Below are 26926 nucleotides of genomic sequence, written 5' to 3'. Positions count from 1 at the left end.
ATTGGGGGAATTAAAAATGGAAAAATTCATCTTATCATTAGACCAAGGAACAACAAGCTCACGCGCCATTTTATTTAATCAAAAGGGAGAAATAAAATACACGGCCCAAAAGGAATTTACACAGCATTTTCCAAGTCCAGGCTGGGTAGAACATGATGCGAATGAAATTTGGGGTTCGATTCTATCTGTTATTGCTGGTGTACTCTCTGAATCCAACGTTAAACCTGAACAGATTGCAGGTATCGGAATCACGAACCAGAGGGAAACAACTGTCGTATGGGACAAGGAAACGGGTACTCCAATTTATAATGCAATTGTTTGGCAATCAAGACAAACGAGTGATATTTGTCAAGATCTTAAGGAAAGAGGCTACGTTGACTTATTCCGTAATAAAACAGGACTGCTTATTGATGCATACTTTTCTGGAACGAAAGTAAAATGGATTCTCGATCATGTAGAGGGAGCGCGTGAAAGAGCTGAGCGTGGAGAGCTTCTATTTGGAACGATTGATACGTGGTTAATTTGGAAATTATCCGGTGGAAAAGCTCATGTCACGGACTACTCTAATGCATCAAGAACATTAATGTATAATATTCATGAATTAAAATGGGATGAAGAGTTATTGGAAATCCTTGAAGTTCCGAAAGCGATGCTTCCAGAAGTTCGTCCTTCCTCAGAAGTTTATGCACATACAGTCGATTATCATTTCTTTGGAAAAGAAATTCCGATTGCAGGAGCAGCAGGTGACCAGCAAGCGGCATTATTTGGTCAAGCTTGTTTTGAATCAGGGATGGCAAAGAACACTTATGGAACCGGTTGCTTTATGCTCATGAACACAGGTGAAAAAGCAGTTCAATCGGAACATGGTCTCCTTACAACAATTGCATGGGGTCTTAACGGAAAAGTGGAGTATGCTTTAGAAGGTAGTATTTTTGTCGCTGGTTCTGCTATTCAGTGGCTTCGCGATGGTTTAAGAATGCTAAAAGATGCGAAAGATAGCGAGGAATACGCTACAAAGGTTGCATCAACGGACGGTGTATATGTGGTACCAGCTTTTGTGGGATTAGGAACTCCTTACTGGGATAGTGATGTTCGTGGAGCTGTGTTTGGCATAACACGTGGAACATCAAAAGAACATTTCGTTAGAGCAACTCTTGAATCTCTTGCTTATCAAACGAAAGATGTGTTGTCCGCAATGGAAGCAGATTCAGGAATTGTCTTGAAGAAACTCCGTGTAGATGGAGGAGCAGTAAAGAATAATTTCTTAATGGATTTCCAAAGTGACCTTCTTAATGTTTCAGTTGAAAGACCGATTGTTAATGAAACAACTGCACTTGGAGCTGCATACTTAGCTGGACTTGCAGTTGGCTATTGGGAAAGCCAAGAAGAGATCGCTAAGCAATGGGCGGTAGATCGTAAATTTGAACCAACAATGGAAGATGAGAATCGTGAAGAATTGTATGAAGGTTGGAAAAAAGCTGTAAAAGCAGCTATGGTGTTTAAATAAGAAATAATGAGGCTGGGTCAAAAAGTCGGTTGTAATGACTTTTTGATTCAGTTTTTTTGTCCAGGAATTTATAAATTCCCTCGACTTGTGGATAAGTGTTCGATAAAATGTTCGGATAAATGGTAGGAGTATCGGTATGAAAAAATAACAGGAAAAATTCCGCTTAATGACTCAACCATCATGAAAAAGAGCCGAAATAGCAGGAAAAATTCCTGCTATTCCCTCAAAAAAAGCCAAAATAAACGCTTTTGCCCTCCATAAGCGGAAAATCTTCCGTTATTTCCCTTAAAAGGAATTTCATTGAGAAGATAACAGGAAAAATTCCGCTTAAGTGAGAGATGTTGGAATCGAATTAGACAAACCGGAAGCTTTCTACGTTTTGTAGGAGCTTTTTTTATTTACGCTGTTTTCGTAATGATTGTGGTTTTTTCGTAAATGTCCAGAGGCCGACATTTACCCCTCAAATGGGGTTTTAGAACACACATTATTTTTGCGCGGCACTTTTCGCTTACTTGATACTAATTTAACGAGTAATAATAGGGCTTTATTCTCCTATCTATGACTAAATAGCAACAATGTTTGCGAAAAGAGCCTTTATTTAAGATCATTTTTGTACTTAAACCGAAATCTAGGGAAAAAAATTCGATATAGACGGCTATCCAACAAAGTGAGAGATATTTCATCTGTCTTTTACTTATAGGTGGAGAGTTGCCATATTTTTAAATGCAAGTTTCATATAATATTAATGGATTTAAAAGAAAAGGTTTAATAACCATGAAAAAAGGGAAAAACCCATTTCTAGAGGAACTAGAAATGGGTTTTTCAATGTACTCTTTAAATTTCTATGAAACGATGGAAGAATTAGTTAAGGGAAATTGTTCAATCTTCCCCTCCTTTTCTTCTGCCAATAGTGTTACCTCAATATATTTAATGTGATGGTCTTCCATTTCAATGATTTTAAAAGAGTAGGAGTCAATTTCAATTGTGTCACCCTCTTGGGCTTCATAATTTTCTGTTAAAATCCAGCCTCCAATGGTATCCACATCTTCATCATTAATATTAAGGTTAAACAAATCATTCACTTCACTTACAAGCACCTTGGAATCAAGAATGTAATGGTCATCATTGATCTTTCGTACTTCAGAAATTTCATCCATATCAAATTCGTCGCGGATTTCACCAACAATTTCTTCAATGATATCTTCAACGGTAACAAGACCAGATGTCCCGCCGTATTCGTCCATCAAAATGGCCATATGAATACGTTCCTTCTGCATCTTGACCAATAAGTCTCCAATAGGGACTGTATCAATCACACGGATGATCGGTCGAATATAGGATTCTAGTGTTTGCATGGCAATTTCAGGATGATTTAATAAATCGGTCATGATTTCCTTTAAGTTTACTAAGCCGATAATATGGTCTTTATCTCCATCAATGATAGGATAACGGGTAAACTTTTCGACATACATGACTTCTAAAAATGTCTTGATCGTGTCATCTTTTGATAAGGAAACAATTTCGGTTCTTGGAACCATGATTTCCTTTGCGATTCGATCATCAAATTCAAAGATTTTGTTTACATACTTAAACTCAGATTGGTTAATCTCACCACTTTTATAACTTTCAGACAAAATCAGTCTAAGTTCTTCCTCAGAATGTGCTTCTTCGCTCTCTTTAGCAGGCTTTAAACCAAACCATCCCACAATGATCCGTGCTGATCCATTTAAAGTCCAAATAAATGGATAGAACAGGCGGTAAAACCATATGAGTGGTCTCGCCACAACAAGTGTGACTTGTTCAGCCTTACGGATAGCAACAGTTTTAGGAGCAAGCTCACCAACAACCACATGGAGAAATGTGATAAATAAGAAAGCTATCGCGACTGAAACAACATGGGATAAAGTGGAAGGAATATTAAACTCCGCAAATATAGGAGTTAGCATTTTAGCTATAGTCGGCTCTCCTAACCAACCAATTCCTAGCGCTGTAACAGTAATCCCGAGCTGACAAGCCGATAAGTACTCATCAAGATGAGTGATAACTTTTTTCGCAGCAATTGCACTTTTACTTCCTTCATCAATCAACTGCTCTACTCTTGAGCTCCTTATCCTAATGATCGCAAATTCTGAAGCGACAAAAAATGCCGTTAAAGCAATCAAAATGGCTAATAAAACCAAGTTAAATATGTCCAAATAAATTTCCTTATCTCGTCAAAAACGAGTAAGGAGTCACCTCCCAATAAATTCAAAAATTTAGTCTAACCATGTAATTCGGAAAGGGATTTTAATAACACTTCACCTTCAGTATTAAGCAACTTGGAATAATTCTCCGCTTGACCGTTATCAAGATTTTCAATCAATGGAATGAGAACATTTAAATCGATTTGAAGCTGCTTCATTTGCTGTGTTACCGAAAGGATATGTTTCCTTAGTTCCCCTTCTTGTACTTCTTTTATTTTCTTAATTTCTAGTTTTCTCTTAATCTCTTCAAGTGGAATATGAAGACCTTTGCATTCTTCAATAAACCTTAAATCCTCTAAAGTTTGTTCTGTATAAATCCGATAATTGGATTTTGAGCGTTGAGCGTTTAAGAGTCCAATACTTGTATAATAATCAATCGTTCTTTTGGATACATGTGCAATACTTGCTAGTTCGCCAATACGATACAATGCCCCATCATATCACCTCAATCTATTCCTATTACATGATTATAAAGGATGCAAAACCATACAGTCAAACGTTGTGGTTATGAAAAAATATGTTACCTTTAGTTTATTATAAATTGGAGTGAATATGAACGGTTCTCTGGAAATTTCTTTGAAAATACAAAAAAGTCTGTTAAGAATTTTAACAGACTTAGAGAAATGATGCCGTTCTCTTGCCCTTACTATCTTGAACATACAAAAATCGTATGATTAGATCACAAGGTGGGTGCTTCATTCTCCTGATTTACTGGCTAGACCATTCCCTCGCGAGCAGGCTATACATAAGTAAATTATGAAATCGCCCATTCAAATTCTCGCCATCTCGGACGAAACCTTCATACGTAAAGCCAAGTCTCTCTGGAATAGCCCGGCTTTTTGCATTTTTTTCACCACAACGAATTTCAATCCGATTAAGACCTAATTGAAAGAAGGAATAATTTAATACAGCTCGAACGGCTTTGGTCATAATCCCGTGACCTTGTGCATCTTTAGCAATAAAGTAGCCAATCGATGTTTGGCGATTATTCCAATCTATAAATTGCGATCCGATGTTGCCAACTAATCTACCTCTGTAACGGATCCCTAGACTAAATCCGGTTTTCTCACTAAATTGCATCATCCAGAGTGAGATAAGCCGATGGGTTTGCACTGGGGATATGACTTCATTTACCCAAGGAAGCCATTCTCTTAAGTACGATCGATTTGAGTCTATTAAATGAAAAAACTCGTCAGCATGATGGGGCTCAAGTAGCTGTAACTCTATGTCATGATCAACTCTCATGGTAAACATATTTCCCCTCCTTTATATGACTATCCTATGCGTCGAATTGAAAGGAAAAATCTTGGATGATTGAAAAGTTCAAAAAAACTCCATATTACCCAAACATGTAGTACTTATAAGGATTGGAGACAATTCAAGGCTTTTTGTGTAATTGGAGTGACTTTTCACACTGTTCTAATACATAAATCGTGCTATAACGAAAGAGAATCATTCTCAATTAAATGAAATTAGGTGATCAGGATGTTGTCGAAGTTAGGAACAGGTGAACGAGCTAAGATTATTGATATTTCGAGTGCTGATCAATTAGTTCGGAGACGGCTACTTGATTTAGGCATAACAGAAGGTTCAGAAATATGTATCAAGTGTAAAATGCCTTTTGGCGGACCAGTCATGCTTGAATCATGTGGACAATGTGTCGGAATCAGGCGTCGTGAAGCATATTCGATAAAGGTGGAAGGATTATAATGGATATCGCACTTTTAGGGAACCCAAATACAGGCAAAACTTCAATGTTTAACAATCTGACTGGGTCTTATGAATATGTAGGAAACTGGAGCGGCGTAACGGTTGAGAAAAAGGTAGGGGTGTTTAAGAAGGGAAAAGCTTCCCTGATTGATTTGCCAGGTGTATACTCACTTAACCCACTTTCGAAGGACGAGGGAGTAGTTACGAACTTTTTGCTTCATGATTCATTTGATAGAATGCTAAATATTGTCGATGCCTCCCAACTAGAACGGAACTTACATTTGACGATTCAACTTCTTGAATTTGGTAAGCCAGTAGTAATTGGTTTAAATATGGTCGACGTTGCATCAAAACGTGGAATTGAAATCGATGTGGTCAAACTCTCTTCCCAACTTGGTGCTAAAACAATACCAGTTATCGCACGTAGTGGAAGAGGCTGTGAAGAGCTAGCTGAAATGGTAACAACTGTCAAAACAGAATCCGCTAGCCATTTCACCGTACCGTATGGGAGCGAAATGGAAGCGGCGATTAGGAAATTTGAGCAACTACTTCAAGGGAAATCGCCTCACTCTGCTAGATGGTTAACGCTACAATTATTAGAAGGAAATCCCTACGTAAAAACGTATTTACAAGACTTTATTAATAAGGAGACATTGGAGCCCTTTGTTCACGAAACAGCAAAAGCTGTACTTGCGCAACAGCAGGAAAGAACGATTGAACAATATATTTATAGGAAAAGACAAGCTGCCATTTCGGAGCTTTTACAAAAGTCTACCTATTTACAAGGAGAAAATAGACAACCACTTTCTGAAAAAATCGATACGATTATTACAAATAAATGGTTAGGATTACCGATTTTCTTTGTTGTTATGTATTTCTTATTCATGCTTACATTTGACTGGCTTGGCTTTCCACTTTCTGATCTACTTGATGGGTTGATTTCAGGACCGATAACATCGGGGCTTGAGAACTTTTTAACTTTTATTGGTGCCTCATCCTTTATTCATGCTTTAGTACTTGATGGAATCGTAGCTGGGGTAGGAGGAGTTCTTGTTTTTGTTCCGCAAATCTTTATCCTTTTCTTCTTTATTTCATTATTAGAGGATTCAGGCTACATGGCTCGTGTCGCATTGGTTATGGATCGATTAATGGAATTGGTCGGAATGAATGGAAAAGCTTTTATCCCGATGATGATTGGATTCGGTTGTAATGTACCAGGTGTAATGGCAGCTAGAACAATTGAAACCCCTAGAGAAAGAATGTTAACCGTATTGCTGACACCGTTGATGTCTTGCTCAGCTCGATTACCAGTCTATGCATTATTCGTTGGAGCTTTTTTCGCCTATCATAAAGCCCTTATCGTGTTATCACTTTATATTCTTGGCATTGTTGTTGCACTTATTTTAGCAAAAGTATTTTCAGCAACCATTTTAAAGGGTGAAACATCCTTTTTCGTTATCGAACTTCCACCATATCGCCTTCCACAAGGAAAAGCTCTTTGGAAGAGTACATGGGAAAAAGGGAAAGGTTTTGTTAAAAAGGCAGGTACCTTTATTTTTGCCGGCTCAGTCATTATTTGGTTATTGTCTTACGCTGGACCTCAAGGTGTTAATGTAGATATGGATGATAGCTTTTTAGCGATGATTGGTGGCGTATTTGCCCCATTATTGGCACCGTTAGGATTTGGGACATGGCAGGCAGGTGCATCACTTTTAACAGGCTTTTTAGCAAAAGAAGCGATTATTTCTACGATGAATATTATTTACTTTGTTCCTGATGAGGCAAGCTTACAAGGATTATTGATAAATAGCTTTTCACCTGTTGCAGCATATAGTTTTATGGTCTTTATTCTCCTTTATATTCCATGTTTAGCGACAGTTGCGACGATCAAAAAAGAAACAGGATCCTATAAATGGACAGCCTTTTCGATGGGGTATGCCTTGTTAATCGCCTATGTACTCTCATTGGTCATTTATCAGGTTGGAAGTTTAGTAGGTTTTTAAAGAATGATAGATTGCTCATTTTTTCACAATTCATGAGGAATCCAGTCAATCCATTAAGAAAGGCGGTAAGATGATGGTAAACATAATCATTGGTGGACTTATATTTGGATATGCAAGCTGGGCGCTTTGGAAATTTATTAAAAGATCGAAGCAAGGAAAATGTGCGAGCTGTGATATTAAAGGCTCATGTTCTAGTGAAGCATGCTGTGAGGGAAAGGAGAAACAAGTCTAGTTTTCCTTGAATAGCAGGTCTCTCATCTTGTATAATGGACGTATAAAGTGTAAATTTACACCAATTTATACATAAAGGAATGACGATGGGTGACAAGAGAAGAGATTATTTTAAAGGTATCTGAGAAATTAAGGCTTATTCGGACAGAAGCAGGCTATACACAGGATAAAATGGCAGAGATTATCGGTGTATCGAAAAAGACGTTAGTCCAAATTGAGAAAGGGCGAATGTATGCCAACTGGCCAACAGTTGTGACGATTTCAGCCCTTTTTCGTGAAACGGAGACGGTTCAGTACCTATTTGGAAATGAACCACTGGAAGTACTTGAGACAGTAGCGCGTGACGGAATCGATTATCGCAAAGAAAAAACACTTGGAGGAAAAATTTGGTGGAGAGAAATTGCAAAGAAAAATAGCTTCATTCTCCAGCAAAATATACTTAGCCAACATTTTCGAATTCTCGATGAAGAGTATTTTCGAATCTTCAGCAGTACGGATGAGAAAGCATCGTTAGAAAGATTTAACGAATTAGCCAAGGATTAGCGAGTCAATTACATTACCCATCTTTTTTCCGTCTGGAGACGGAGTAAGAAACCATCATCGGGCTCTTAAGAACAGGAAAATTCTCCCTTAGTATAGAGATAAATAAAGCTGATGGGAGAAACGACATGAAGAAATTTAAAGAAATATTTCAAAATCGTAATTATATGCGCTTGTTTTTAGCAAATTTCACTTCACAGTTAGGAAGTACGATTGGATTAACGGCGTTTATGTTTTATTTAATGGATCGGTTTACTGATCAGCCTGCATATGCTTCGATTACGGAGCTTATGTATTCTTTGCCAACATTGGCCGTCTTTTTTATTGTTGGAGTATTAGCGGACCGAATGGATCGGCAGAAAATTGCATATTATTGTGATTGGATGAGTGCCCTTTTATCGTTAACCTTAATCATTACCATTTATGTTGGTTGGATGCCACTCATTTTTGCAGTCCTCTTTCTGCGAAGTGCTGTTCAAAAATTCTTTTTTCCAGCTGAGCATGGAATGGTACAAGGAATACTCAAAAAGGATGATTACACGACAGCAGCTGGGCTAAATCAACTCGTCATGAGTTTGTTTATGCTGTTTGGCAATGGATTGGGCGTTTTTGCATACTGGACGGTTGGTGTATACGGAGCGTTAGTAGTAGACTTTTTATCGTTTGTCATAAGTGCCTTACTAATTCGAGCGTGCAAAATACATAATGTCGTTCGAATGCCTAATGGAAAGCATCGCTTCAAAGATTTAAATAGAAAAATGATGTTGGAGGATTTTAAGTTAGGGTTCTCTTATATTTTGAAAAATAAGCTTTTAAGAACCTTATTAATCGGCTTCTTTGTACTTGGTATTGTGAATGGCGGTTTTTCTGTTATGCCGATTTTTATGCTTAAATATAAGTTTGCGCCAGACATGTATGAACAATTTTCAATCGTTATCGGAATCGTGTTTGGAACAGGTGTGTTAATTGGAAGTTTTATTGCTTCCCTTTTGAGCCAGAAGATAAAATTGTATCATTTAATAATTATTGGATTACTTATCACTGGAGTTTTTGTCATCGCTTCTTCCTTACCGAATAATATCATAATATTTATGGCCGTCATTTTTATCTCGTCTTTAGCACTTCCGCTCGTCAATATTGGAATTGGAGGCTGGATGCCGAGTATTGTCGATCCAAAAATGATGGGAAGAGTACAAGGAATGATTACCCCACTGATGATGCTTTCCCAATCGATAACGTTAGGGTTTATCACCATTAGTTTTCCAACATTTTTATCGATAGAAGCTCTTTATTGGTTAGTTGGAGTCTGTATCATCCTTGTTGGCGTATTTTATTTATTCACCCTTCCGAAATACACAAGAGAAAATGAAATCACGTTAGCAGAGGTTAAAGAAAGTGAAGCTTAATTTTTTTAAGAGGCTGGGTTAAAAAGTCGGTGGGAACGACTTTTTGATTCTAGTTTGGAGTGTATAAATTGTTCGTATAAACAGTTGGAGTATCAGTATGAAAAAATAACAGGAAAAATTCCGCTTAATGAGCAAGCATCATGAAAAAGAGCCGAAATAACAGGAAAAATTCCTGCTATTCACTCAAAAAATGCCAAAATAAAAGATTTTGCCCTCCATAAGCGGAAAATCTTCCGTTATTTCCCCTAAAAGGGAGTCCGTTGAGGAGATAACAGGAAAAATTCCGCTTAAGGGTGAGAGATGGTTGGAGCAAAATAGGAGCTTATAGTTGAAATTTAGACAAAGTGGAAATCGATTGGATTCTTGAAGGCTAGTTTGCGTTTCACTCGATTTTTTAGTACGAGGAAAATCGAAGGTCTTGCGTTAAGGCAAAATTAACATATACAAAAATAGAGAAAGGTGAAGCTAGTTATGTCCCAGTCTCTTTTTTTTATAAAATTTGAACCTATTCTCCAACTAGAATCGTATGTAAAAGTGGAGACTAATTAGAAGTATCTATTTGATGAAGACATTGAAGGACTGAGGAAAATGGGGAAACTGAAACAAATTTTATTAAGTTTAAGCGTTCTTGGGCAACTCCTTGGTTTCGGCATACTTTTTTTCAACATCACTGTCGGGATCTTAATATTTATTTTGTCTGGCTTAGCAATGCTTGCTATCTTTATTGTCTTAATTGTAGAAAGAATAAAAGAAAAAGAGGAGGATGACGAAAATGATTATCGTAACTACTGATTTTGTACCAGGAAAAGAAGTGAAGGAACTTAAAGGATTTGTACGTGGGAATACGATTCAATCGAAGCATATAGGGAAAGATATTTTAGCAGGATTGAAAACAATAGTCGGTGGAGAAATTAGCGAATACACAGAAATGATGGATGAAGCTCGTCAAAAAGCAATTGGCCGTATGGTGGAAGATGCAAGGGCAAAGGGAGCGAATGCGATCATTGCTACCCGTTTGGAAAGCTCTACCGTTATGCAAAATGCATCTGAAATCATTGCTTATGGAACAGCTGTGTACGTCGAATAGGTCATGATTTTTTAGAAAAATGGGAATTGACTTTTAATATTTTCGATGATAAGCTAACAAAGTGGAAAAAATATGAAAAGGTAGGAGGTTACGAACATGATTGTAAGAATTCAACTTCAAGCTCAAACTAAATACAACCAATACGTAACCATACCTAGCATTTGATCTGAAATTTATTGATCTTTAATAAAAGGCACTGGTCTACGTCTTCCTGTAGCGTGTGCACTTATATGAGAAAAGGCATGTCGCACTATACCGATATGCCTTTTTTTTGATCCATATTTTGGATAGTAAATGAGTTTTCTCATTTTCTATAGATATTCAAAAATAATTAAGGAGGAATGAACATGTTACAAATTAACAGAATGGTATCAACGGTGGAGCTTGAAGGCGGTTAGTGGAGTTTTTGACAGATGAAAGGAGCGTGCTTTTTTGTTCTCAATACTTAAGAAGTTAAGCTGGTTTTTTAAAGAAAATTGGAAAAGATACACAGTTGCCATCACGTTACTCATTTTTGTAGGAATTTTAGATGTGATGCCACCAAGACTAGTGGGAATGGCAATTGATGATATGCATGTTGGAAGTATGACTAGTGAAAAGATTTTTCAATATATTGGGATCTTTGTTTTAATCACCATTGTCTCGTACGGTGTCACTTATATTTGGATGTATCAGCTATTTGGTGGTGCCTACCTCGTTGAGAGGAAACTTCGCTCTAGATTTATGAATCATTTATTAAAAATGACACCGACCTTTTTTGAGAAAAATCGGACGGGTGATTTGATGGCGAGAGCAACCAATGATTTAAAGGCAATTTCCATAACAGCTGGATTTGGCATTTTGACCCTCATTGACTCCAGCGTGTTCATGCTGACCATTCTTTGTACGATGGCCTTCTTGGTAAGTTGGAAGTTGACCCTTGCAGCAATTCTTCCATTACCGATTATGGCTTGGTTGATGAAGGTGTATGGTGACAGGATTCATAAAAGATTTACAGAAGCACAAGACGCATTTGGAGAACTAAATGATCGAGTGTTAGAGTCTGTCGCAGGTGTGCGAGTTATTCGTGCTTATGTGCAGGAGCGGGCAGATGAAGAGCGATTCCATACGATGACAGAAGATGTTTACCGGAAAAATATAAAGGTTGCTAAAATTGACTCTCTCATTGATCCGACGATTCATATTTTAGTTGGGTTGAGTTATATTATTGGACTTGGTTATGGAGCCTATCTCGTTTTTCACCAAGCGATTACACTAGGTCAGCTAGTTTCATTTAATGTGTATTTAGGGATGTTGATCTGGCCCATGTTTGCCTTCGGGGAACTAATTAATGTGATGCAGAGAGGGAATGCTTCATTAGATCGAGTGGAGGAAACATTGGCTTATGAACAAGATGTGAAGAATCCACTTGATCCAACAGTAGTAAAAGAGCCTGGATCTATCGATTTTAAGGATATTACGTTCCAATACCCTTCCTCTAAAGTAGAAAACCTTGCCAATGTTCAAGTGAATTTGAATCGAGGAGAGACACTAGGTGTCGTTGGGAAAACAGGAAGTGGGAAAACGACGTTTATTAAGCAGCTCTTACGAGAATATCCAAGTGGTTCAGGTGAGCTATCGGTAGCAGGAATTTCACTGGAGAAACAAAGATTAGAGGATACAAGAGAATGGATTGGTTATGTACCTCAAGATCATTTTCTGTTCTCTAAGTCTGTAAAAGAGAATATTCTTTTTGGAAAAACAGGAGCACCCGAAGAAGAACTAAATAAAGCCATTGAATTAGCTGATTTTAAGAAGGATTTAGAAATGTTGCCAGAGGGATTAAATACATTGGTTGGAGAAAAAGGGGTTGCCTTATCAGGAGGACAAAAGCAAAGAATTTCGATTGCCCGTGCCCTTATTAAGAACCCAGAAATTTTAATTCTCGATGATTCATTATCTGCTGTTGATGCCAAAACAGAGCAAAAAATCATTGGAAATATCCGCCGAGAGCGTTCTGGCAAAACGACGATTATTAGTACGCACCGAATGTCTGCTGTTCAGCATGCAGATCGAATCCTTGTTTTTGACGATGGAAAAGTCGTTGAAGAAGGGACTCATGAGCAATTACTTTCGCAAAATGGTTGGTATAAGGAGCAACACGACAGACAACTTGTGCAATCAGCAATAGAAGGGGAGGTGGTATCATCATGAAAACAACGGGAAGACGTTTAGTGGACTATGCCCTTCTTTATAAAAAGATGATCATTGCCGCTTTATTAATGCTAACTGTATCTGTTGCGACTGATTTGTCTGGTCCCTTCATTGCCAAACATTTAATTGATAACCATGTTCTTGGAATAGAATCAAATTGGATTCAAACAGAAAGTGGAAAAGATACTGTTGAATACAATGGACATTTTTACAAAAGAGAAGATTACCTTAATGAGAACGAAGAAAGGCTGGGGAGTGCGCGAATTATCCAGGTAAATCGGAGCTTTGTTTTTGTGGAGGGAAATCTTGAATTTGATGGGGGACGTTCCTTTGAGGATGGAGTACTGACCATAACAAGTGGTGCACAAAGTGTAACCTATGAAGCAATGGTTATTAGTGGTGCTGAACTATTGCGATTTTACATGCCTGAAGTGCCGAGAATGTTGAAATTATTAGGTTTCTTTTTTGGATTACTCATTATTGCGGCCTTCTTTCAGTATGGTCAACGATATGTATTGCAGAAAACAGCCAATCGTATCATTCAAAAAATGCGTGAGGATGTCTTTGCACAAATTCAGAGGTTGAGAATCCAGTATTTTGACAACCTCCCAGCTGGAAAAGTAGTTGCCCGAATTACGAATGATACGGAAGCGATTCGAGAGTTATACGTAACCGTGCTTTCGACTTTCTTTACAAGCATCATTTATATTACAGGTATTTATGTAGCCCTGTTTATTTTAAATGTAAAATTAGCTCTTATTTGTTTGCTGCTGATGCCGATTTTATATGCATGGATCATTCTTTATCGCAAGTTTGCTTCCAAGTATAACCGCGTCATTCGTGCCCGGAACAGTGACATTAACGGGATGGTAAATGAATCGATTCAAGGGATGAATGTGATTCAAGCTTTTAATCGTCAAAAAGAAATTAAGAATGACTTTGAAAAGCTGAACCATGAACATTTTACATTCCAAAATAAGCTTCTTAATTTAAACTCGTTAACCTCACATAATTTAGCGGGTGTGCTACGTAATATCGTGTTTGTCGCCTTTATTTGGTATTTTGGAGGAGAGGCGTTAAGTGCGAGTTCTGTCATTTCGCTAGGGATGCTTTATGCGTTTGTCGATTATATCACTCGGCTTTTCCAACCGGTACAAGGTATTGTTAATCAGCTTGCTAATTTAGAACAGGCACTAGTGGCAGGTGAACGGGTCTTCAAGCTTTTAGATGAAGAGGGAATCGATGTGGCTGATCAACCGATTCCGAGATATAAAGGGAATGTCTCCTTTCAAAATGTCTATTTTGGCTATAAGGAAGACGAATACGTGTTAAAGGATATCGATTTTCAGGCGAAACAGGGAGAAACTGTCGCTCTTGTCGGTCATACTGGTTCAGGAAAAAGCTCAATCATCAACTTGCTATTTCGTTTTTATGATTGTCAAAAAGGTTCAATTTCTATAGATGGGATCAATATTCAAGATATTCCCCATCAAACGCTACGTAAACATATGGGAATTGTCCTCCAAGATCCATATTTATTTACCGGGACAATCGCTTCAAACGTCAGTCTTGATGACCCTTCGATTTCAAGAGAAAAAGTGGAAAAGGCTTTGAAGGATGTTGGGGCAGATAAAGTATTTCGGAATTTAGAACAAGGGTTTGATGAACCTGTTCTAGAAAAAGGAAGTACTTTTTCAAGTGGACAGAGGCAACTCATTTCATTCGCCCGTGCACTTGCCTTTGATCCAGCCATTTTAATATTGGATGAAGCGACTTCGAGTATCGATACAGAAACAGAAGTGATCATTCAAGAAGCGATGGATGTATTGAAGCAAGGAAGAACGACTTTTGTCATTGCCCACCGTTTATCGACGATTCGCAATGCTGACCAAATTATTGTGTTGGATAAAGGACAAATCGTGGAGCGTGGAACCCATGATGAATTAATGGAGTTAGAAGGAAAGTATTATCAAATGTATCAATTGCAACAAGGTCAATCATCTAAGGCAGGGTAATGTAAATCACCGGCTGTTTGAAAAATGTTCAATAAAAAGACAAAATATCGACACAAAATAGTGCGAAATATTACGGAGCCTCTCCCTTTTGCTGTGCTACTTTAAAAATGAATAAGTACATAGCAAAAAGGGGGAGAGAAGATGGAAGAACTAAGTGTCACATTAGCGATTGCAAGTTTGATGATCCTCATTTACTTCATCGGCAACGCATTAACAAATGTAGAAAAATAAATAAAATTAGTGGAGCCCCCTTCAAGAAGAAGGGGGCTTAGCCATATTTATTGAATTGTACTATCTATGCACATACTAATTATTAGAAGCTGCCGCCTAATTGTTGCTCAGCCATTTGAACTAAGCGCTTTGTAATTTCTCCACCAACAGAACCGTTAGCGCGAGATGTAGTGTCAGCACCTAAGTTTACACCAAACTCGTTAGCAATTTCATACTTCATTTGGTCTAGTGCTTGAGATACCCCAGGTACTAAAAGTTGATTTGAAGAATTGTTGTTAGCCATTGATGTACACTCTCCTTCATGATTTTTGAATAATGGTTGGGTTAGCTGGAGTTGCACCAGCAAGCAAGTTAACTTGCTACCTTTACTTGGTTTTAACCCAGTGAATGGTATTGGTGTTGCGGTGTTTACTAATAGTATGGAATCTTTGAATTGTTTTATTCGATCATTTTTTGCGGGAATTTTTTCCTTTCTATGAACGAATCGTTAGCTTATACAAGTGAAAAAACAACACACACTATAAATAAGCTGTTACTAATGTTCTAAAAAGGGAAAGTCGAGGGATTGAAATGGGAGTATGTCCAATTTGCAATGGGTTTCAAAATGTAGAAAAAACATGTGGTACATGTGGGGCTGTGCTAGATGATGCAGGAAGAGTAATGGACTATTATGATGACTATAGTCCATACATGCCGATTGACCAAATGAAGTTAGAAGATGGTTATCCAGATGATTATCATCATGAACAATGTCCCCATCTTCTCAAATGCTCACAATGTGGAACGGATGAAGTGGTGTTTATTCAGGAGTAAAGAACAAACCGCTTACTAATGGTCATAAACATGAAAAGTCATAATTTCATGAACTTGTTTGCTGATGATTTCTTTGTCTTCTGAAGCAAGCGGGGTCGTCCATTCTATCGTTCCATCTGGTTGATAAACACCGAAGTATTTCTCTTTATTAAAATAGAACGAAAATCTCCAACCAGGCATTTCTTGGTTATCATATAAAGGCTTGTACTGAAAGTGTGTAATCATGCAGGAACCCTCCATTTAAACAATTGTCCTAAAATCATTTTAGCATGTGGGAAGGCTTTGCGACCTCAAAAAAAATAGCTGTTTTCTAATCCGAAAATAGCTGCGATCTAAAAAGCTGATGAAATAAGTCAATTAATGAGTTGATTCTTTCTTTCTCAATATGTTTTTCATCGAAACTCATGGGCTTAGAATTTATTTCATAAAGGACATAATCTCCTGTTACTGTTAGCCCCGCATCGATAGAAAACTCTCCAAAAAAACCTAATTCCTGTGAAAGAATTTCGCCACAACGATTGACCAAGTTCTCTATAAACTGCTCATCTTCGACTCTTTTTACCTCATTAAAATCAAGTATTCTTCCTCCGTTCGGGACATGTGTTGTTACATTTTGCTGTCCAGATTGACGAACTCCCACACCTGAAACCTGGTAGGATTGACCATCGAAATGCGCAAGAATCCGAAAATCAAACCGATTTCCTTTATATAAAAGAGGAGTAATCTCTTCTTGTGCAATATAATTTTTCTTTAAAAAGGTATTCTCATATTCTGTCCAGAATGCTTCAAAGCTTGGAAAGAGCTGTTCACGTGTATACTCGGTCACGACAATCGTTGCAGCGTCTTTACGGATTTTGAAAATCCCTTTTCCTTTTGCAGAGTTAGCAGGTTTTACATAAATCTGTTCATATTTGTCCAAGAAGATTTTTAAACTCTCCTTATCTTCCACGAGAATGGTCCTAGGCAACCAATTCTCTAATGTTGGATCCTTTTTTAAGACCGTATAGAGCTCATGCTTATCTATAAATGAAGGGTTAAAAAAACAGACCTTTTTTTCTTGAAAGAGCCTGCGTGCTGATTGATATTTATCTGACTGTTCCAATTTTCGAAAAGGAAGTCGATTGTAGATAATATGGGGAAATGGACTATAAACCTTGAACCAGCTCTTTTTCTCGGGTAAATACACATGACCTTTTATTCCATTCTTCTCAATATCCTCTAATGTGAAAATGAAGGCTATACCATGATGTTCTGCCATGTTTTTTTGCAGTTTTTTAAAAAGGGTCCCATTCCCAACGATGGATTCCTTCCCTTTCCGGCCCGCTAAAATACCGACGAGCGGGCCAAGGTTGAGATGATATGTTTCAACCGTAAAAGGAATGGAAGTAGGAGTAGGAGATGCTCGAAATAAAAGAGGGATCTCCTCGGCTCCAAACGTGTATCGTTGATGTTGAACCGTATGAAACCAGGATTCAGTTCTCGCATCATAGTAAACGATCATTTGAAGACTTCCTCAGGATTCATAATCGCTTGTTCTGTTAGAAATATCGAAAAGGCTAAAGAGAGTCTTCTTGTTAAAAGATCAAACTCTTTTAAATGAGGATGCTTGAATATAGAGCGCCCTGGTTTAGAATTCGCTTCGAAAAGCCAGACATTTCCGTCTCGATCAATCCCCATATCAAAACCAATTTCTCCGATAATTCCTTCCATATAGTTCTCTAATGCATGACTGAGTGTTAAGCAAGCCTCTTTTAATTTCTTGACTGCCTCTTTTTCTTTTTCAGGTGAATCAAATATTTCTCGAATGGTTTTAATAACGCCACCATTATTAATGTGGGTTGTCACACTTCCAGGACTAGCTACCTTGGCAGCAAGGGCTGTTACTTGCCAATTTCCTTCAGTGTCTTTGTTCGTATGAATGCGAAAATCTACGGTTCGCTTGTCGACACGTATCGAATGGATTCCTTGTTGTACAAGCATATGAGAGAGATTGCGGTTTCTAAATACATGCTTAAATAGGGCTTCAAGAGTTTGATATTTCCTTAACTTGTTTTCTCCATTCTTTTCCCGATAACGACAGTAATAGGTTTGGGACTCACGGTCAAAGATGATTTGGTGGATACCAAGTCCAAGACTTCCATTGATCGGTTTAATGTAGACATGACCATAATCTGCAAGCATTTTTTCAATCATTGAAAAAGAAGTGAAAGCATGGGTTTCCGGTAAATAGACCGCACTTGCAGAATCTTGTTGCAAGCGTTCATATACATCCATCTTGTTAAAGAAGCCCGGGTTATACCAAGGGATTAAGTATTCCTTTTGTAATCGGTCTTTTATTTTTGAGAGGATGGCTTTCTTTTCACTACGACGGTTTGGAAGTCGGTCGTAAATCACATTTGGAAAAGGAACCTCAATCTTTTCCCAGCCATTTTTTAGATAGAAAAGCCCTTCGATCGTTCCGTTTTCCCAGTTGATATGGTCTTCCCCAAACACAAAGGCGTGTGCCCCAACTAATTTTTCTACAGAAAGTAGCTTTGAAAAAAACAAGGAACGTTCGCCGATCGGTCTTAATGGAAACGGAGTAAAGCCAGATGAAAAGATCCCTACGAGTGGTCCTAAATAGATCGTTTGATCGTGTAGAAATAGATGTAGTGGCGTCTTTAGATTAGGTAGCTTTAGCTTTGTGGCGATGTCTTGGCTGATTACTAACCTGTTCTGACCCTTAGGATGGCGAACACCTCGAACTTCTACTGAAAAAGTGCCGTAAGCGATTCTTTGGACGTTCGTTCTTTGAATGTCTGCGGGAATGTAAAATGTGTTTTTCGCATCCTTCATGATTTCAATCTGATAAAGTTTTCTCATGAGACGATTTGCTCCTTTTCATTATGGTGTTTGCGTATAGTAGGGGGCTTTCATAAAGGTAGGCGCTTGATTCAGGTAAGCTTTGCAACAATACTTTGCGCCCTGGTTTTGAGTTGACATCTAGAATCCACAGAGAGTAGTCTTCAGCCATACCTATATCAACCCCAAGTTCAAATAAGGGTGGAAAATGTTGCTCAAGAATAAGTGGGAGATTCTTGAGAATATCTTCAATTTCTTCCTTAATAAATGCCCTTTTTTGAATTGGAATCGATCCTAGCCAAGAGTCAAAATCAACAACTGATGCTCCAGCACTTAAATTTGAGATAATGCCATTCACTTTCCCAATGCGGATGCCTTTTCCAACAGTGAGCCATTCTCCGTGTTCATCCTTTTGTAAAAGGGAACGGATATCAAAGGGCTGATTAAACTCATTGATTAAAGGTAAATAAGGCTGAAGAATAAATTCTTTTTTTAAAAGGAGTCTTTCGAGCCAATGGATAAGCTGTGACGAATCGGAAAAAGAACGTGAAGCCTGAAATTCCGTTTTATCTGTCCGCACTATCCAAAATTTCTCTGTTTTTTCAATATAATAAATACCATTTCCTTGCGAACCACTAATTGGCTTTAAAATGATTTCTTTCATCGTTTGTAAGAGTCGGTGAACCATTTCTGGGGAAGTTACTTTAACCGTTTTCGGCAAATATGGAGATAATGATGAACGAGTTAAGACATCGTAAAGTTTAAGTTTATTAGGTAATCCGTAACCTAGAAACTGAACGGATTTCTTTGTTTTTAGCCAATCAACAATTGCTTTACATTGTTTTGAATGAAAATCATCACCGTAAAAGCAACGATCGTAAAGAATCGTTGGAAGTGGAAAGAGCTTTTTCTTCCATACTTCTTGGTTACTGTCAAATTCCTCACCTTGAATCATTTCGGATTGAGGATTGATATTAGATGGGATGAAGCGAAAGCAATCAATATTAAATTTTTTTGCACGCTTTGCCATTTCGGTAAAATACCCCTGTTCATTTTGCAAATTTAACGTCATTATTCCAAGAGTAGTAGGCATTCTCATTTCCCCCAGTCATTGCTTGCTAGTGTGCTAACTTTAATCATTTTTCCTTTTTAAATGTTGGAAAGCGAGTGCTGTTCCGTACTCATATATTGCCTTTGTCGATGGACGAATTTTTGTTTGCTGTTCCTCCATGTTTTTCGAAGGCTTTGAATTGACTTCGATAATCCAAATCCTTCCGTTCGAATCAATTCCCATATCAATCCCGAGTTCACCAACGATTCCTTTTGAGGATTGACTGATGATTTTACAAACCTCTATGGAAAGCTCCTTCATAAACGATATATGGGATCGAGCCGTTTGGTGGTCAAATAAATGAGTTAAAGGTTTGGAGGCTTTCATCATTTCTCCACCACGAGCCAGATTAGAGACGAATTCAGATTTAGCTGATACTCTTGCTACAATCGAGGTCATTCTCCACGAATCGCTGTGATCTTTATGACAAAGGACTCTAAAATCAAGTGGCCGATTCACATACGTTGCTAAAGGAATTCCTTGTTGCATAATGAACCGGATCTGTTTCTGGCGTTTTTGAAACCAATTTATAAACTCTTCTATATGCTGAAAACTAGTTATTTGTTCATGTTCTCTAACCGAAGTGGTTTTTACGATAATATGATGACTCTTAAGGGAAACTTTGAAAATATTACGTCCTTGACTGCCATTTAATGGTTTTATAAAAATAGTTTTGTGTTTTTCAAGAAAGGCCGGAAATTTATCGCTCCTATATAAATCTGTCTCAGGTAGGGATGGATGTAAATGTGCTTCTTGAAATAAAAGGTTGTGGACTTCCCATTTTGATAAGAAGCGTTCATTAAAGATAGCAATTTGTTTTAGATTCATTTCCTCCATCATCCTTTTAAAAAATGAACTCGATTCTAATTTTCGAGAATGAATTCGATTGTAGATGACATTAGGCAGGACAAATTCTCCTTTTTTCCACCGATCTTCGTCGTAATAATAGCCTTTTATTTCATCAGGTGAGAAATCTTTCATATGAAAAATATAAAATAATCCCCCAGCCATCTCGGCGGTATAATGAAGCTCCTCGGCGAATGAATGAATGGAGCGAAAACTCGGCTCTTGATCCTCACTTTCATGTATTTCTGTCACTAGTGCAAAAATGGGACCTATGAACAGGCGTTGATATTTTTTATTGAATTGGCTTAAAAATGAAAGACGCTTGTGTGGTAAAGGGAATTCGGAGAGTAGTTGTTCATTGATAAGAATGTGATCCTTCTCCAAAGCTTTTGTGTCAACAGTGACAAGTCTTGATTTAGTCCCAATACAGAGGGTGATTTCTTCGCCGGGGTCCATTTCCAAAAATTTAAGAAAGGAGCTATTGAAAAAAATAGTATTGTGCTGATCATGAAACGTTTTTGTCGGTATGATCGTAATAGGAAGATAAGAAGTTGATGACATAAGCATTCCTCATTTGCTCGTCTTTGTAGCTCCATATATAATAGCAATATTGGATATATGTTCTTTTACTTCATATAGGCAAAAGCTGATTATGAGTATCGTATGAAAAAAAACAATGAGTTGTGCCTATTCTAGGCAAAGGGGCTCCCTTTTAGAAGAGGATGGAAGGTTGATGAATATGAATACTTTTTTAATTATTTTTCTAATGGTTGTCATTGGAGCGATTATTGGAGGATTTACAAACTCCATTGCGATAAAAATGCTCTTTCGCCCATACAAACCAATCTACATTGGTAGCTGGAGAGTGCCGTTTACTCCAGGACTCATCCCGAAGCGTAGAGACGAATTAGCCACTCAGCTCGGAGTGATGGTCGTGGAACATCTTTTAACTCCAGAAAGCATTCAAAAGAAGTTTATGAATGAAAGTTTTCAGCAAGAAATGACGAAATTGGCTCAAAAGGAGCTGGAACAACTTTTATCGAGAGAAGAAAACCTTGATGAACTGTTTTCAAAGCTTGGATATGAAAATGGGCAAGCATGGATTGAAGAGAATTTTGAACGTTTTCTTGAAAACAAATATGACCAGCTCATGGGAAAATACAGAGAAGTTCCTATTAAGTCGATATTGTCAGAGGAACTTTTAGAGAAAATGGACTCGAAAATCCCGCAAATTAGTCACTATATTCTTCAAAAGGGTGTAGAGTATTTCTCTAGTGTAGAAGGGGAACTTCGGATTGAAAGAATGGTCGATGATTTTGTGAAGGGACGCGGAGGGATGCTCGGAAACATGATGCAAATGTTTTTGGGAAATGTGAGCCTAACTGGAATCATTCAAAAAGAATTATTGAAGTTTTTAAATAATGAAGGCACAGAAGAGCTTGTCACAACTCTTTTAAGAAAAGAATGGGATAAGGTGTTAGAATGGCAGGCTGAAACAATCGAAGAACAGTTCGGAAGAGAGCAGCTCTTAAATACGATAAAGGGAACGGTTAAGAAGATTATTCGTGTCGACCGCATCCTAGCCACACCTATTTCTGTCTTGGCTGAGCCTTATCGAGATAAAGTAATCGAGAATGTTGCTCCTCAAGCGGTGCTTATGCTTGGAAACTGGCTTTCAAACAAAATGGAAGAGATGCTGGAAAAATTACACTTGGCTGATGTTGTGCGTGAACAAGTAGAGTCCTTTTCGGTTGAAAGGTTGGAAGAAATGGTCCTTCTTATTACGAGACGAGAATTGAAAATGATCACCTATTTAGGAGCATTACTTGGTGGCGCAATCGGTCTTCTTCAAGGAATCCTTGTTCTTGTCATTGGTTAATCCAAAAGGAAATATGGCTGCGGAATTTTATGAAAAAAGCGAGCGACAGTAGCCACACATATGTGCAATTTCTTTCATAGTTTGTTATAGTGGTATGGATTGACATTTCATAGTCGAAGTCTATGGATGAAATAGGACTTGAGTTCTAAAAAAGGAGTGGATTTTTTAAAATGGCAGTAAATTTACATGATGCAGCATATGAGCTAGAAAGAGCGATTCGCAATAGTGATGAATTAAGCGATCTAAAGAAAATGTATGACCTTGTGAATGCCGATGAAACAGCTCGAAACATGTTCGAGAATTTCCGTAACATTCAATTACAATTGCAACAGAAGCAAATGATGGGTGAAGAAATTACTCAAGATGAGGTTGAACAAGCCCAAAAAACAGTTGCTCTTGTACAGCAACATGAAGTGATTGGTAAGCTGATGGAAGCAGAACAGCGTATGAGCGTGATTATTAATGAATTAAATCAAATCATCATGAAGCCTCTTGAAGAGCTTTACGGAGCTGGACAATAAGGACTAATCCCCGCTAGTTTTTTAGCGGGATTTTTTTATGCCTTTTGTCCCATTTGGAAATAAAAACAGAAATATTATCCCAGAAACGAATTCGCTTCTTCTATCGTATTATTATTTGAAAAATAAGCTGGCAAGAGTAAATAGTGTTTAAAGGAGGCGCATGAATGTTCATGCGCCCTTTATATGCCACCAATATCCAATTAAAATTTGCTGCCACCAAGCTGTTGCTCAGCCATTTGAACAAGACGCTTTGTAATTTCTCCACCAACTGAACCATTTGCTCTTGAAGATGTTTCTGGGCCAAGATTTACGCCAAATTCTGATGCAATTTCAAATTTCATTTGATCAATTGCTTGTTGTACTCCTGATACTAGAAGCTGGTTTGAACTGTTGTTTCTTGCCATATTAATCATCTCCTTGGTGTATTTGTTTTTTGTGCTACATTTCTAGTTATGTATCAAATGAAATTAATTATTCATAGATGAAATGTGGTAAGTTTTTCTTGTTCATTAAGATAAAAAAGTTTCTGGAGGGGACGGCAAATATCCTTCTTGCTTGTTCTATTTTGTCACCCATTTTCATAAAAGTGTATTAGGTAACATTTTCGTAGCCATTTACGAAAGTGACGGCAAGGACATCTATGAACAGGGGGGTACTCACGTGATATATAGGCTGTTAGCTTTGAATATTGATGGCACACTTTTACAATCAAACGGAAGATTACATAAATCAACGAGGGAAGCGGTTGATTATGTAAGAGATAAGGGGATTTACGTCACATTGGTCACTTCAAGAAGCTTTCAATCAGCAAAAAAAGTAGCTAAAGCATTAAAGTTAGAAGATTCAGTTCTTGTCACTCATCGTGGAGGGTATGTGGCAAAGGAATTAGAGAAACCCGTTTTGGAAAAAAGAATTTCAGAGGATGTTACATTTGAAATTGTGAGACTTCTAGAAGGATTTCAATGTCAAATAAGACTGGTCCATGAAAAATATTCTCTAGCCAATAAACTAAAAATAAATAATAATCTTCTCGCAAAGACGGTCGTAAATTCAGGAGATCCACTTCATTACCCTCACCAATTTGTCGACTCCATAAGCGATACAATTATCGATGAACCAATCTCAGCACCGAAGATAGAAGTATATTTTGAAGAAAAAAGTGATCTTGATGATACAGAGAAAGCGATAAAGGGAATGTTTACGGAAGTTGATATTTTAAAACTTAATGATTATCGGATGGAAATCATTCCACGTGGCGTTTCAAAACTCACTGGACTGCTTTATTTAGGTCAACAATTAGGAATCAAACGTAGTGAGATGGTTGCTATCGGAGACGCGATCGATGACATTGAAATGATAGAAGCCGTGGGACTTGGTGTAGCGATGTGGAATGCACCTGTTGAAGTAAAAAAAGCAGCCGATTGGATTACCCGCTCTAATAATCAACAAGGGGTCGGCTATATGGTGAAGGAGCACTTCCGCAAACAACAGCCGATTGAATTTTTGCGTAAGATGAATATCATTCGATAAATTCTCTTGAAAATGGATTGCTAATGAGGCAGTCCATTTTCTTTGGTGAAGGCTCCTTTCACTTTTAGTGCATAATTAAGTAATTGGAAAATAGCGTTTGTGAAGAACCTTCCAATTGACCTAAATGTCTTCATTCTGTACACTAAAAGTAATTTTGTCATGCGAAAGAACAAGGAGAGAGAAACTTTGCATATTCATATAAATGGCCTGAAGGACGAACGGTTTAGAAGGCCGCTTCAGTTAATTGCCAATCTATTTTTTGAAGAAACGACCATTTCTCTTGAGGAAGAAACAGGAGAACCAAATATCATCATTGAATTTGATTTGAAGGTTGGGGGAAAAGTAGAAGTTCAAGCTACCCTTAAGCAAAATGATCAAAGCTTTAAAGCTTTTTATAAAAAGGAGATTCCTGATGGTCTTTCCGAAAAAGAACAATTTAAAGTTATTAAAAATGCAGTAGCCCATGTGTATTTATCTGTATTACAAGAAGCTACAAAAATGGTGCAAAAGTGGGGCATTCTAACAGGGATACGGCCGACGAAATTATTGCATAAATCTCTTCAACAAGGAATGTCTAGTGAGGATGCTCACCGAAAGCTAAAGTCCGAGTACTTAATCACCGACGAAAAAATTGAACTGATGCAGGCGATTGTTGACCGCCAATTAGCTGTTGTTCCAGATTTGTATGAGCTGCAAAAAGAAGTCAGTATTTATATCGGCATTCCGTTTTGCCCAACGAAATGTGCGTACTGTACCTTCCCGGCTTATGCGATAAACGGAAGACAAGGATCCGTCAACTCTTTCCTTGGTGGTCTTCATTTTGAAATGAGAAAAATCGGCGAATGGTTGCAGGAAAACAATGTCAAGATTACGACTGTCTATTATGGTGGAGGAACTCCGACCAGTATTACCGCTGAAGAAATGGATATGCTCTATGAGGAAATGTACACTTCATTCCCAAATGTAGAAAACATCCGCGAAATAACGGTAGAGGCAGGAAGACCGGATACGATTACTCCAGAAAAGCTGGAAGTTCTGAAAAAGTGGAAAATTGATCGCATTAGTGTCAATCCTCAATCATATACACAGGAGACATTAAAAGCGATCGGGCGTCACCACACAGTAGAGGAAACGATTGATAAATTCCATCTTGCTCGGCAAATGGGCATGAATAATATCAATATGGATTTAATTATTGGCTTACCTGGTGAGGGAGTTCCAGAATTTCAACATTCACTTGTTGAAACAGAAAAGCTTATGCCAGAATCCTTAACAATTCATACTTTATCCTTCAAACGAGCTTCTGAAATGACGAGAAATAAATCGCGCTATAAAGTGGCAAGTAGAGAAGAAATCGTAGAGATGATGGATTTAGGAGAAAAGTGGACGCAGGAACATGGCTATGCTCCGTACTATTTATACAGACAGAAAAACATTTTAGGAAATCTAGAAAATGTTGGCTACTCTCTGCCAAATCAAGAAAGCATTTATAACATCATGATTATGGAAGAACAGCAAACGATTATCGGACTCGGCTGTGGGGCGGCAAGTAAATTTATTGATACGGATGGGAAAATCAACCATTTCGCTAACCCGAAAGACCCGAAAACCTACAACGACAGCTTTGAAGAATATACAATCAAAAAGATCGATATTTTGAATGAGATTTTTAAGAACAAGACTGTGATTAAATAATTCAGAAAGAACTGCCATCTAACTCGAGAAAGAAAGAGTTTAGTTGGCAGTTTTTTATGTAATTTATGAGTTTGACTTATTATAGATAAAGAGCTCATCGACTTTAACTTCGAGAATATCTGCCAATCGAAAGGCTAGCTGCAGAGTAGGACCATACTTATTGTTTTCAATCGCATTAATCGTTTGCCTTGATACATCACATAATTTTGCAACTTCTTCCTGGGAGAGGCTTCGAGATTTTCTTAATATCCGAATTCGATTGTCCATTTAATTTCCATACTTTCTTCTAAAAAAAGTAATGAGCCCAAATATATAACTGCTAACTTACTAACAATCCGATTGCAGGTTTCGTCTCATACAGTTCAATTTTTCAAAATAAGGAATATAAGTCCTTTGCTACTTCTATAAACAACATTATGATCATTACTTTGAAGGTAAACGATTGGGCTTTTATTTTTATCATTCTTTTTCTCTCATCACCTAATTCCGAAATGTCATTAAAGTAAAAGAAGTGTATAACCACA

General features: G+C 37.7%; 26 protein-coding genes. 15 read left to right on the top strand and 11 right to left on the bottom strand.

What is annotated here, in order from left to right:
- Positions 1-16 precede the first annotated feature (16 nt).
- Positions 17-1507 (top strand): glycerol kinase GlpK, encoded by a 1491-nt coding sequence (gene glpK, locus AA0X71_RS17675; protein ID WP_413356625.1) that lies wholly within the window; start codon positions 17-19, stop codon positions 1505-1507.
- A gap of 842 nt (positions 1508-2349) precedes the next feature.
- Here glpK and AA0X71_RS17670 read toward each other — a convergent pair.
- From AA0X71_RS17670 to AA0X71_RS17660, 3 genes are all read right to left on the bottom strand, one after another.
- Entirely contained in the window at positions 2350-3702 is a 1353-nt protein-coding gene (locus AA0X71_RS17670) for a hemolysin family protein (RefSeq protein ID WP_413356624.1), read from the bottom strand.
- 65 nt (positions 3703-3767) lie between these two features.
- Positions 3768-4178: a MerR family transcriptional regulator gene (locus AA0X71_RS17665; RefSeq protein ID WP_413356623.1), complete on the bottom strand. Its 411-nt coding sequence runs from the start codon at positions 4176-4178 to the stop codon at positions 3768-3770.
- Positions 4179-4458: 280 nt separating this feature from the next.
- The gene (locus AA0X71_RS17660) at positions 4459-5004 is read right to left on the bottom strand and encodes a GNAT family N-acetyltransferase (protein ID WP_413356622.1); all 546 of its coding nucleotides are present in this window, start codon (positions 5002-5004) and stop codon (positions 4459-4461) included.
- 231 nt (positions 5005-5235) lie between these two features.
- On the opposite strand from AA0X71_RS17660, the gene AA0X71_RS17655 reads away from it, so the two are divergent.
- From AA0X71_RS17655 to AA0X71_RS17615, 9 genes are all read left to right on the top strand, one after another.
- Positions 5236-5460: a FeoA family protein gene (locus AA0X71_RS17655; protein WP_019153399.1), complete on the top strand. Its 225-nt coding sequence runs from the start codon at positions 5236-5238 to the stop codon at positions 5458-5460.
- Complete coding sequence (gene feoB / locus AA0X71_RS17650) at positions 5460-7463, top strand: ferrous iron transport protein B (protein ID WP_413356621.1); 2004 nt, start codon at positions 5460-5462, stop codon at positions 7461-7463. The genes AA0X71_RS17655 and feoB overlap by 1 nt, the downstream gene beginning before the upstream one ends.
- A 70-nt stretch (positions 7464-7533) precedes the next feature.
- Positions 7534-7695, top strand: a complete 162-nt coding sequence (locus tag AA0X71_RS17645; protein ID WP_413356620.1) for a FeoB-associated Cys-rich membrane protein — start codon at positions 7534-7536, stop codon at positions 7693-7695.
- Between the two features lie 89 nt (positions 7696-7784).
- Positions 7785-8237 carry a helix-turn-helix transcriptional regulator gene (locus AA0X71_RS17640; protein ID WP_413356619.1) on the top strand — a complete coding sequence of 151 codons (453 nt, stop codon included), beginning with the start codon at positions 7785-7787 and terminating at the stop codon, positions 8235-8237.
- Between the two features lie 125 nt (positions 8238-8362).
- Positions 8363-9640, top strand: coding sequence for an MFS transporter (locus tag AA0X71_RS17635; protein WP_413356618.1), 1278 nt, complete (start codon positions 8363-8365; stop codon positions 9638-9640).
- Positions 9641-10228: 588 nt separating this feature from the next.
- Positions 10229-10432 (top strand): hypothetical protein, encoded by a 204-nt coding sequence (locus AA0X71_RS17630; protein WP_413356617.1) that lies wholly within the window; start codon positions 10229-10231, stop codon positions 10430-10432.
- Complete coding sequence (locus tag AA0X71_RS17625; RefSeq protein ID WP_019153392.1) at positions 10413-10727, top strand: YbjQ family protein; 315 nt, start codon at positions 10413-10415, stop codon at positions 10725-10727. Before AA0X71_RS17630 ends, AA0X71_RS17625 begins: the two co-directional genes overlap by 20 nt.
- 432 nt (positions 10728-11159) lie before the next feature.
- Positions 11160-12920, top strand: a complete 1761-nt coding sequence (locus tag AA0X71_RS17620) for an ABC transporter ATP-binding protein (RefSeq protein WP_413356616.1) — start codon at positions 11160-11162, stop codon at positions 12918-12920.
- Positions 12917-14935: an ABC transporter ATP-binding protein gene (locus AA0X71_RS17615; protein ID WP_413356615.1), complete on the top strand. Its 2019-nt coding sequence runs from the start codon at positions 12917-12919 to the stop codon at positions 14933-14935. Before AA0X71_RS17620 ends, AA0X71_RS17615 begins: the two co-directional genes overlap by 4 nt.
- Before the next feature lie 313 nt (positions 14936-15248).
- Here the strand turns inward: AA0X71_RS17615 and AA0X71_RS17610 are convergent, their stop codons facing one another.
- On the bottom strand, positions 15249-15449 hold the full coding sequence (locus AA0X71_RS17610) for an alpha/beta-type small acid-soluble spore protein (protein WP_019153388.1): 201 nt from the start codon (positions 15447-15449) through the stop codon (positions 15249-15251).
- A 287-nt stretch (positions 15450-15736) separates the two neighbouring features.
- On the opposite strand from AA0X71_RS17610, the gene AA0X71_RS17605 reads away from it, so the two are divergent.
- Positions 15737-15979, top strand: a complete 243-nt coding sequence (locus AA0X71_RS17605; protein WP_413356614.1) for a hypothetical protein — start codon at positions 15737-15739, stop codon at positions 15977-15979.
- A gap of 15 nt (positions 15980-15994) precedes the next feature.
- Here the strand turns inward: AA0X71_RS17605 and AA0X71_RS17600 are convergent, their stop codons facing one another.
- From AA0X71_RS17600 to AA0X71_RS17580, 5 genes are all read right to left on the bottom strand, one after another.
- Positions 15995-16204: a DUF5342 family protein gene (locus AA0X71_RS17600; RefSeq protein ID WP_413356613.1), complete on the bottom strand. Its 210-nt coding sequence runs from the start codon at positions 16202-16204 to the stop codon at positions 15995-15997.
- An 85-nt stretch (positions 16205-16289) separates the two neighbouring features.
- Positions 16290-17480 (bottom strand): YheC/YheD family protein, encoded by a 1191-nt coding sequence (locus tag AA0X71_RS17595; protein ID WP_413356612.1) that lies wholly within the window; start codon positions 17478-17480, stop codon positions 16290-16292.
- Positions 17477-18841, bottom strand: coding sequence for a YheC/YheD family protein (locus AA0X71_RS17590; protein WP_413356611.1), 1365 nt, complete (start codon positions 18839-18841; stop codon positions 17477-17479). Before AA0X71_RS17590 ends, AA0X71_RS17595 begins: the two co-directional genes overlap by 4 nt.
- Positions 18819-19913: a YheC/YheD family protein gene (locus tag AA0X71_RS17585; RefSeq protein ID WP_413356610.1), complete on the bottom strand. Its 1095-nt coding sequence runs from the start codon at positions 19911-19913 to the stop codon at positions 18819-18821. Before AA0X71_RS17585 ends, AA0X71_RS17590 begins: the two co-directional genes overlap by 23 nt.
- Positions 19914-19952: 39 nt before the next feature.
- Positions 19953-21338, bottom strand: coding sequence for a YheC/YheD family protein (locus tag AA0X71_RS17580; protein ID WP_413356609.1), 1386 nt, complete (start codon positions 21336-21338; stop codon positions 19953-19955).
- 172 nt (positions 21339-21510) lie between these two features.
- On the opposite strand from AA0X71_RS17580, the gene AA0X71_RS17575 reads away from it, so the two are divergent.
- Together AA0X71_RS17575 and AA0X71_RS17570 are read left to right on the top strand one after the other, a co-directional pair.
- Positions 21511-22656, top strand: a complete 1146-nt coding sequence (locus tag AA0X71_RS17575) for a DUF445 domain-containing protein (RefSeq protein ID WP_413356608.1) — start codon at positions 21511-21513, stop codon at positions 22654-22656.
- Between the two features lie 170 nt (positions 22657-22826).
- Entirely contained in the window at positions 22827-23177 is a 351-nt protein-coding gene (locus tag AA0X71_RS17570) for a YlbF family regulator (protein ID WP_019153381.1), read from the top strand.
- Positions 23178-23377: 200 nt separating this feature from the next.
- Here AA0X71_RS17570 and AA0X71_RS17565 read toward each other — a convergent pair whose 3' ends face one another.
- Positions 23378-23581: an alpha/beta-type small acid-soluble spore protein gene (locus tag AA0X71_RS17565; protein WP_019153377.1), complete on the bottom strand. Its 204-nt coding sequence runs from the start codon at positions 23579-23581 to the stop codon at positions 23378-23380.
- 256 nt (positions 23582-23837) lie between these two features.
- Here AA0X71_RS17565 and AA0X71_RS17560 point away from each other — a divergent pair, with 256 nt between their 5' ends.
- Both AA0X71_RS17560 and AA0X71_RS17555 read left to right on the top strand, forming a co-directional pair.
- On the top strand, positions 23838-24707 hold the full coding sequence (locus tag AA0X71_RS17560) for a Cof-type HAD-IIB family hydrolase (protein WP_413356607.1): 870 nt from the start codon (positions 23838-23840) through the stop codon (positions 24705-24707).
- Positions 24708-24893: 186 nt separating this feature from the next.
- The gene (locus AA0X71_RS17555; protein WP_413356605.1) at positions 24894-26402 is read left to right on the top strand and encodes a coproporphyrinogen III oxidase; all 1509 of its coding nucleotides are present in this window, start codon (positions 24894-24896) and stop codon (positions 26400-26402) included.
- 63 nt (positions 26403-26465) lie between these two features.
- Here AA0X71_RS17555 and AA0X71_RS17550 read toward each other — a convergent pair whose 3' ends face one another.
- Positions 26466-26669, bottom strand: coding sequence for a helix-turn-helix transcriptional regulator (locus AA0X71_RS17550; RefSeq protein ID WP_413356603.1), 204 nt, complete (start codon positions 26667-26669; stop codon positions 26466-26468).
- Positions 26670-26926: the final 257 nt, after the last annotated feature.

The sequence above is a fragment of the Robertmurraya phoenicis genome (genome assembly GCF_047302285.1).
Lineage (GTDB): Bacteria > Bacillota > Bacilli > Bacillales > Cytobacillaceae > Robertmurraya.
Note: the sequence above shows the minus strand (reverse complement) of the source record. Positions and strands in the feature narration are given on the sequence as shown.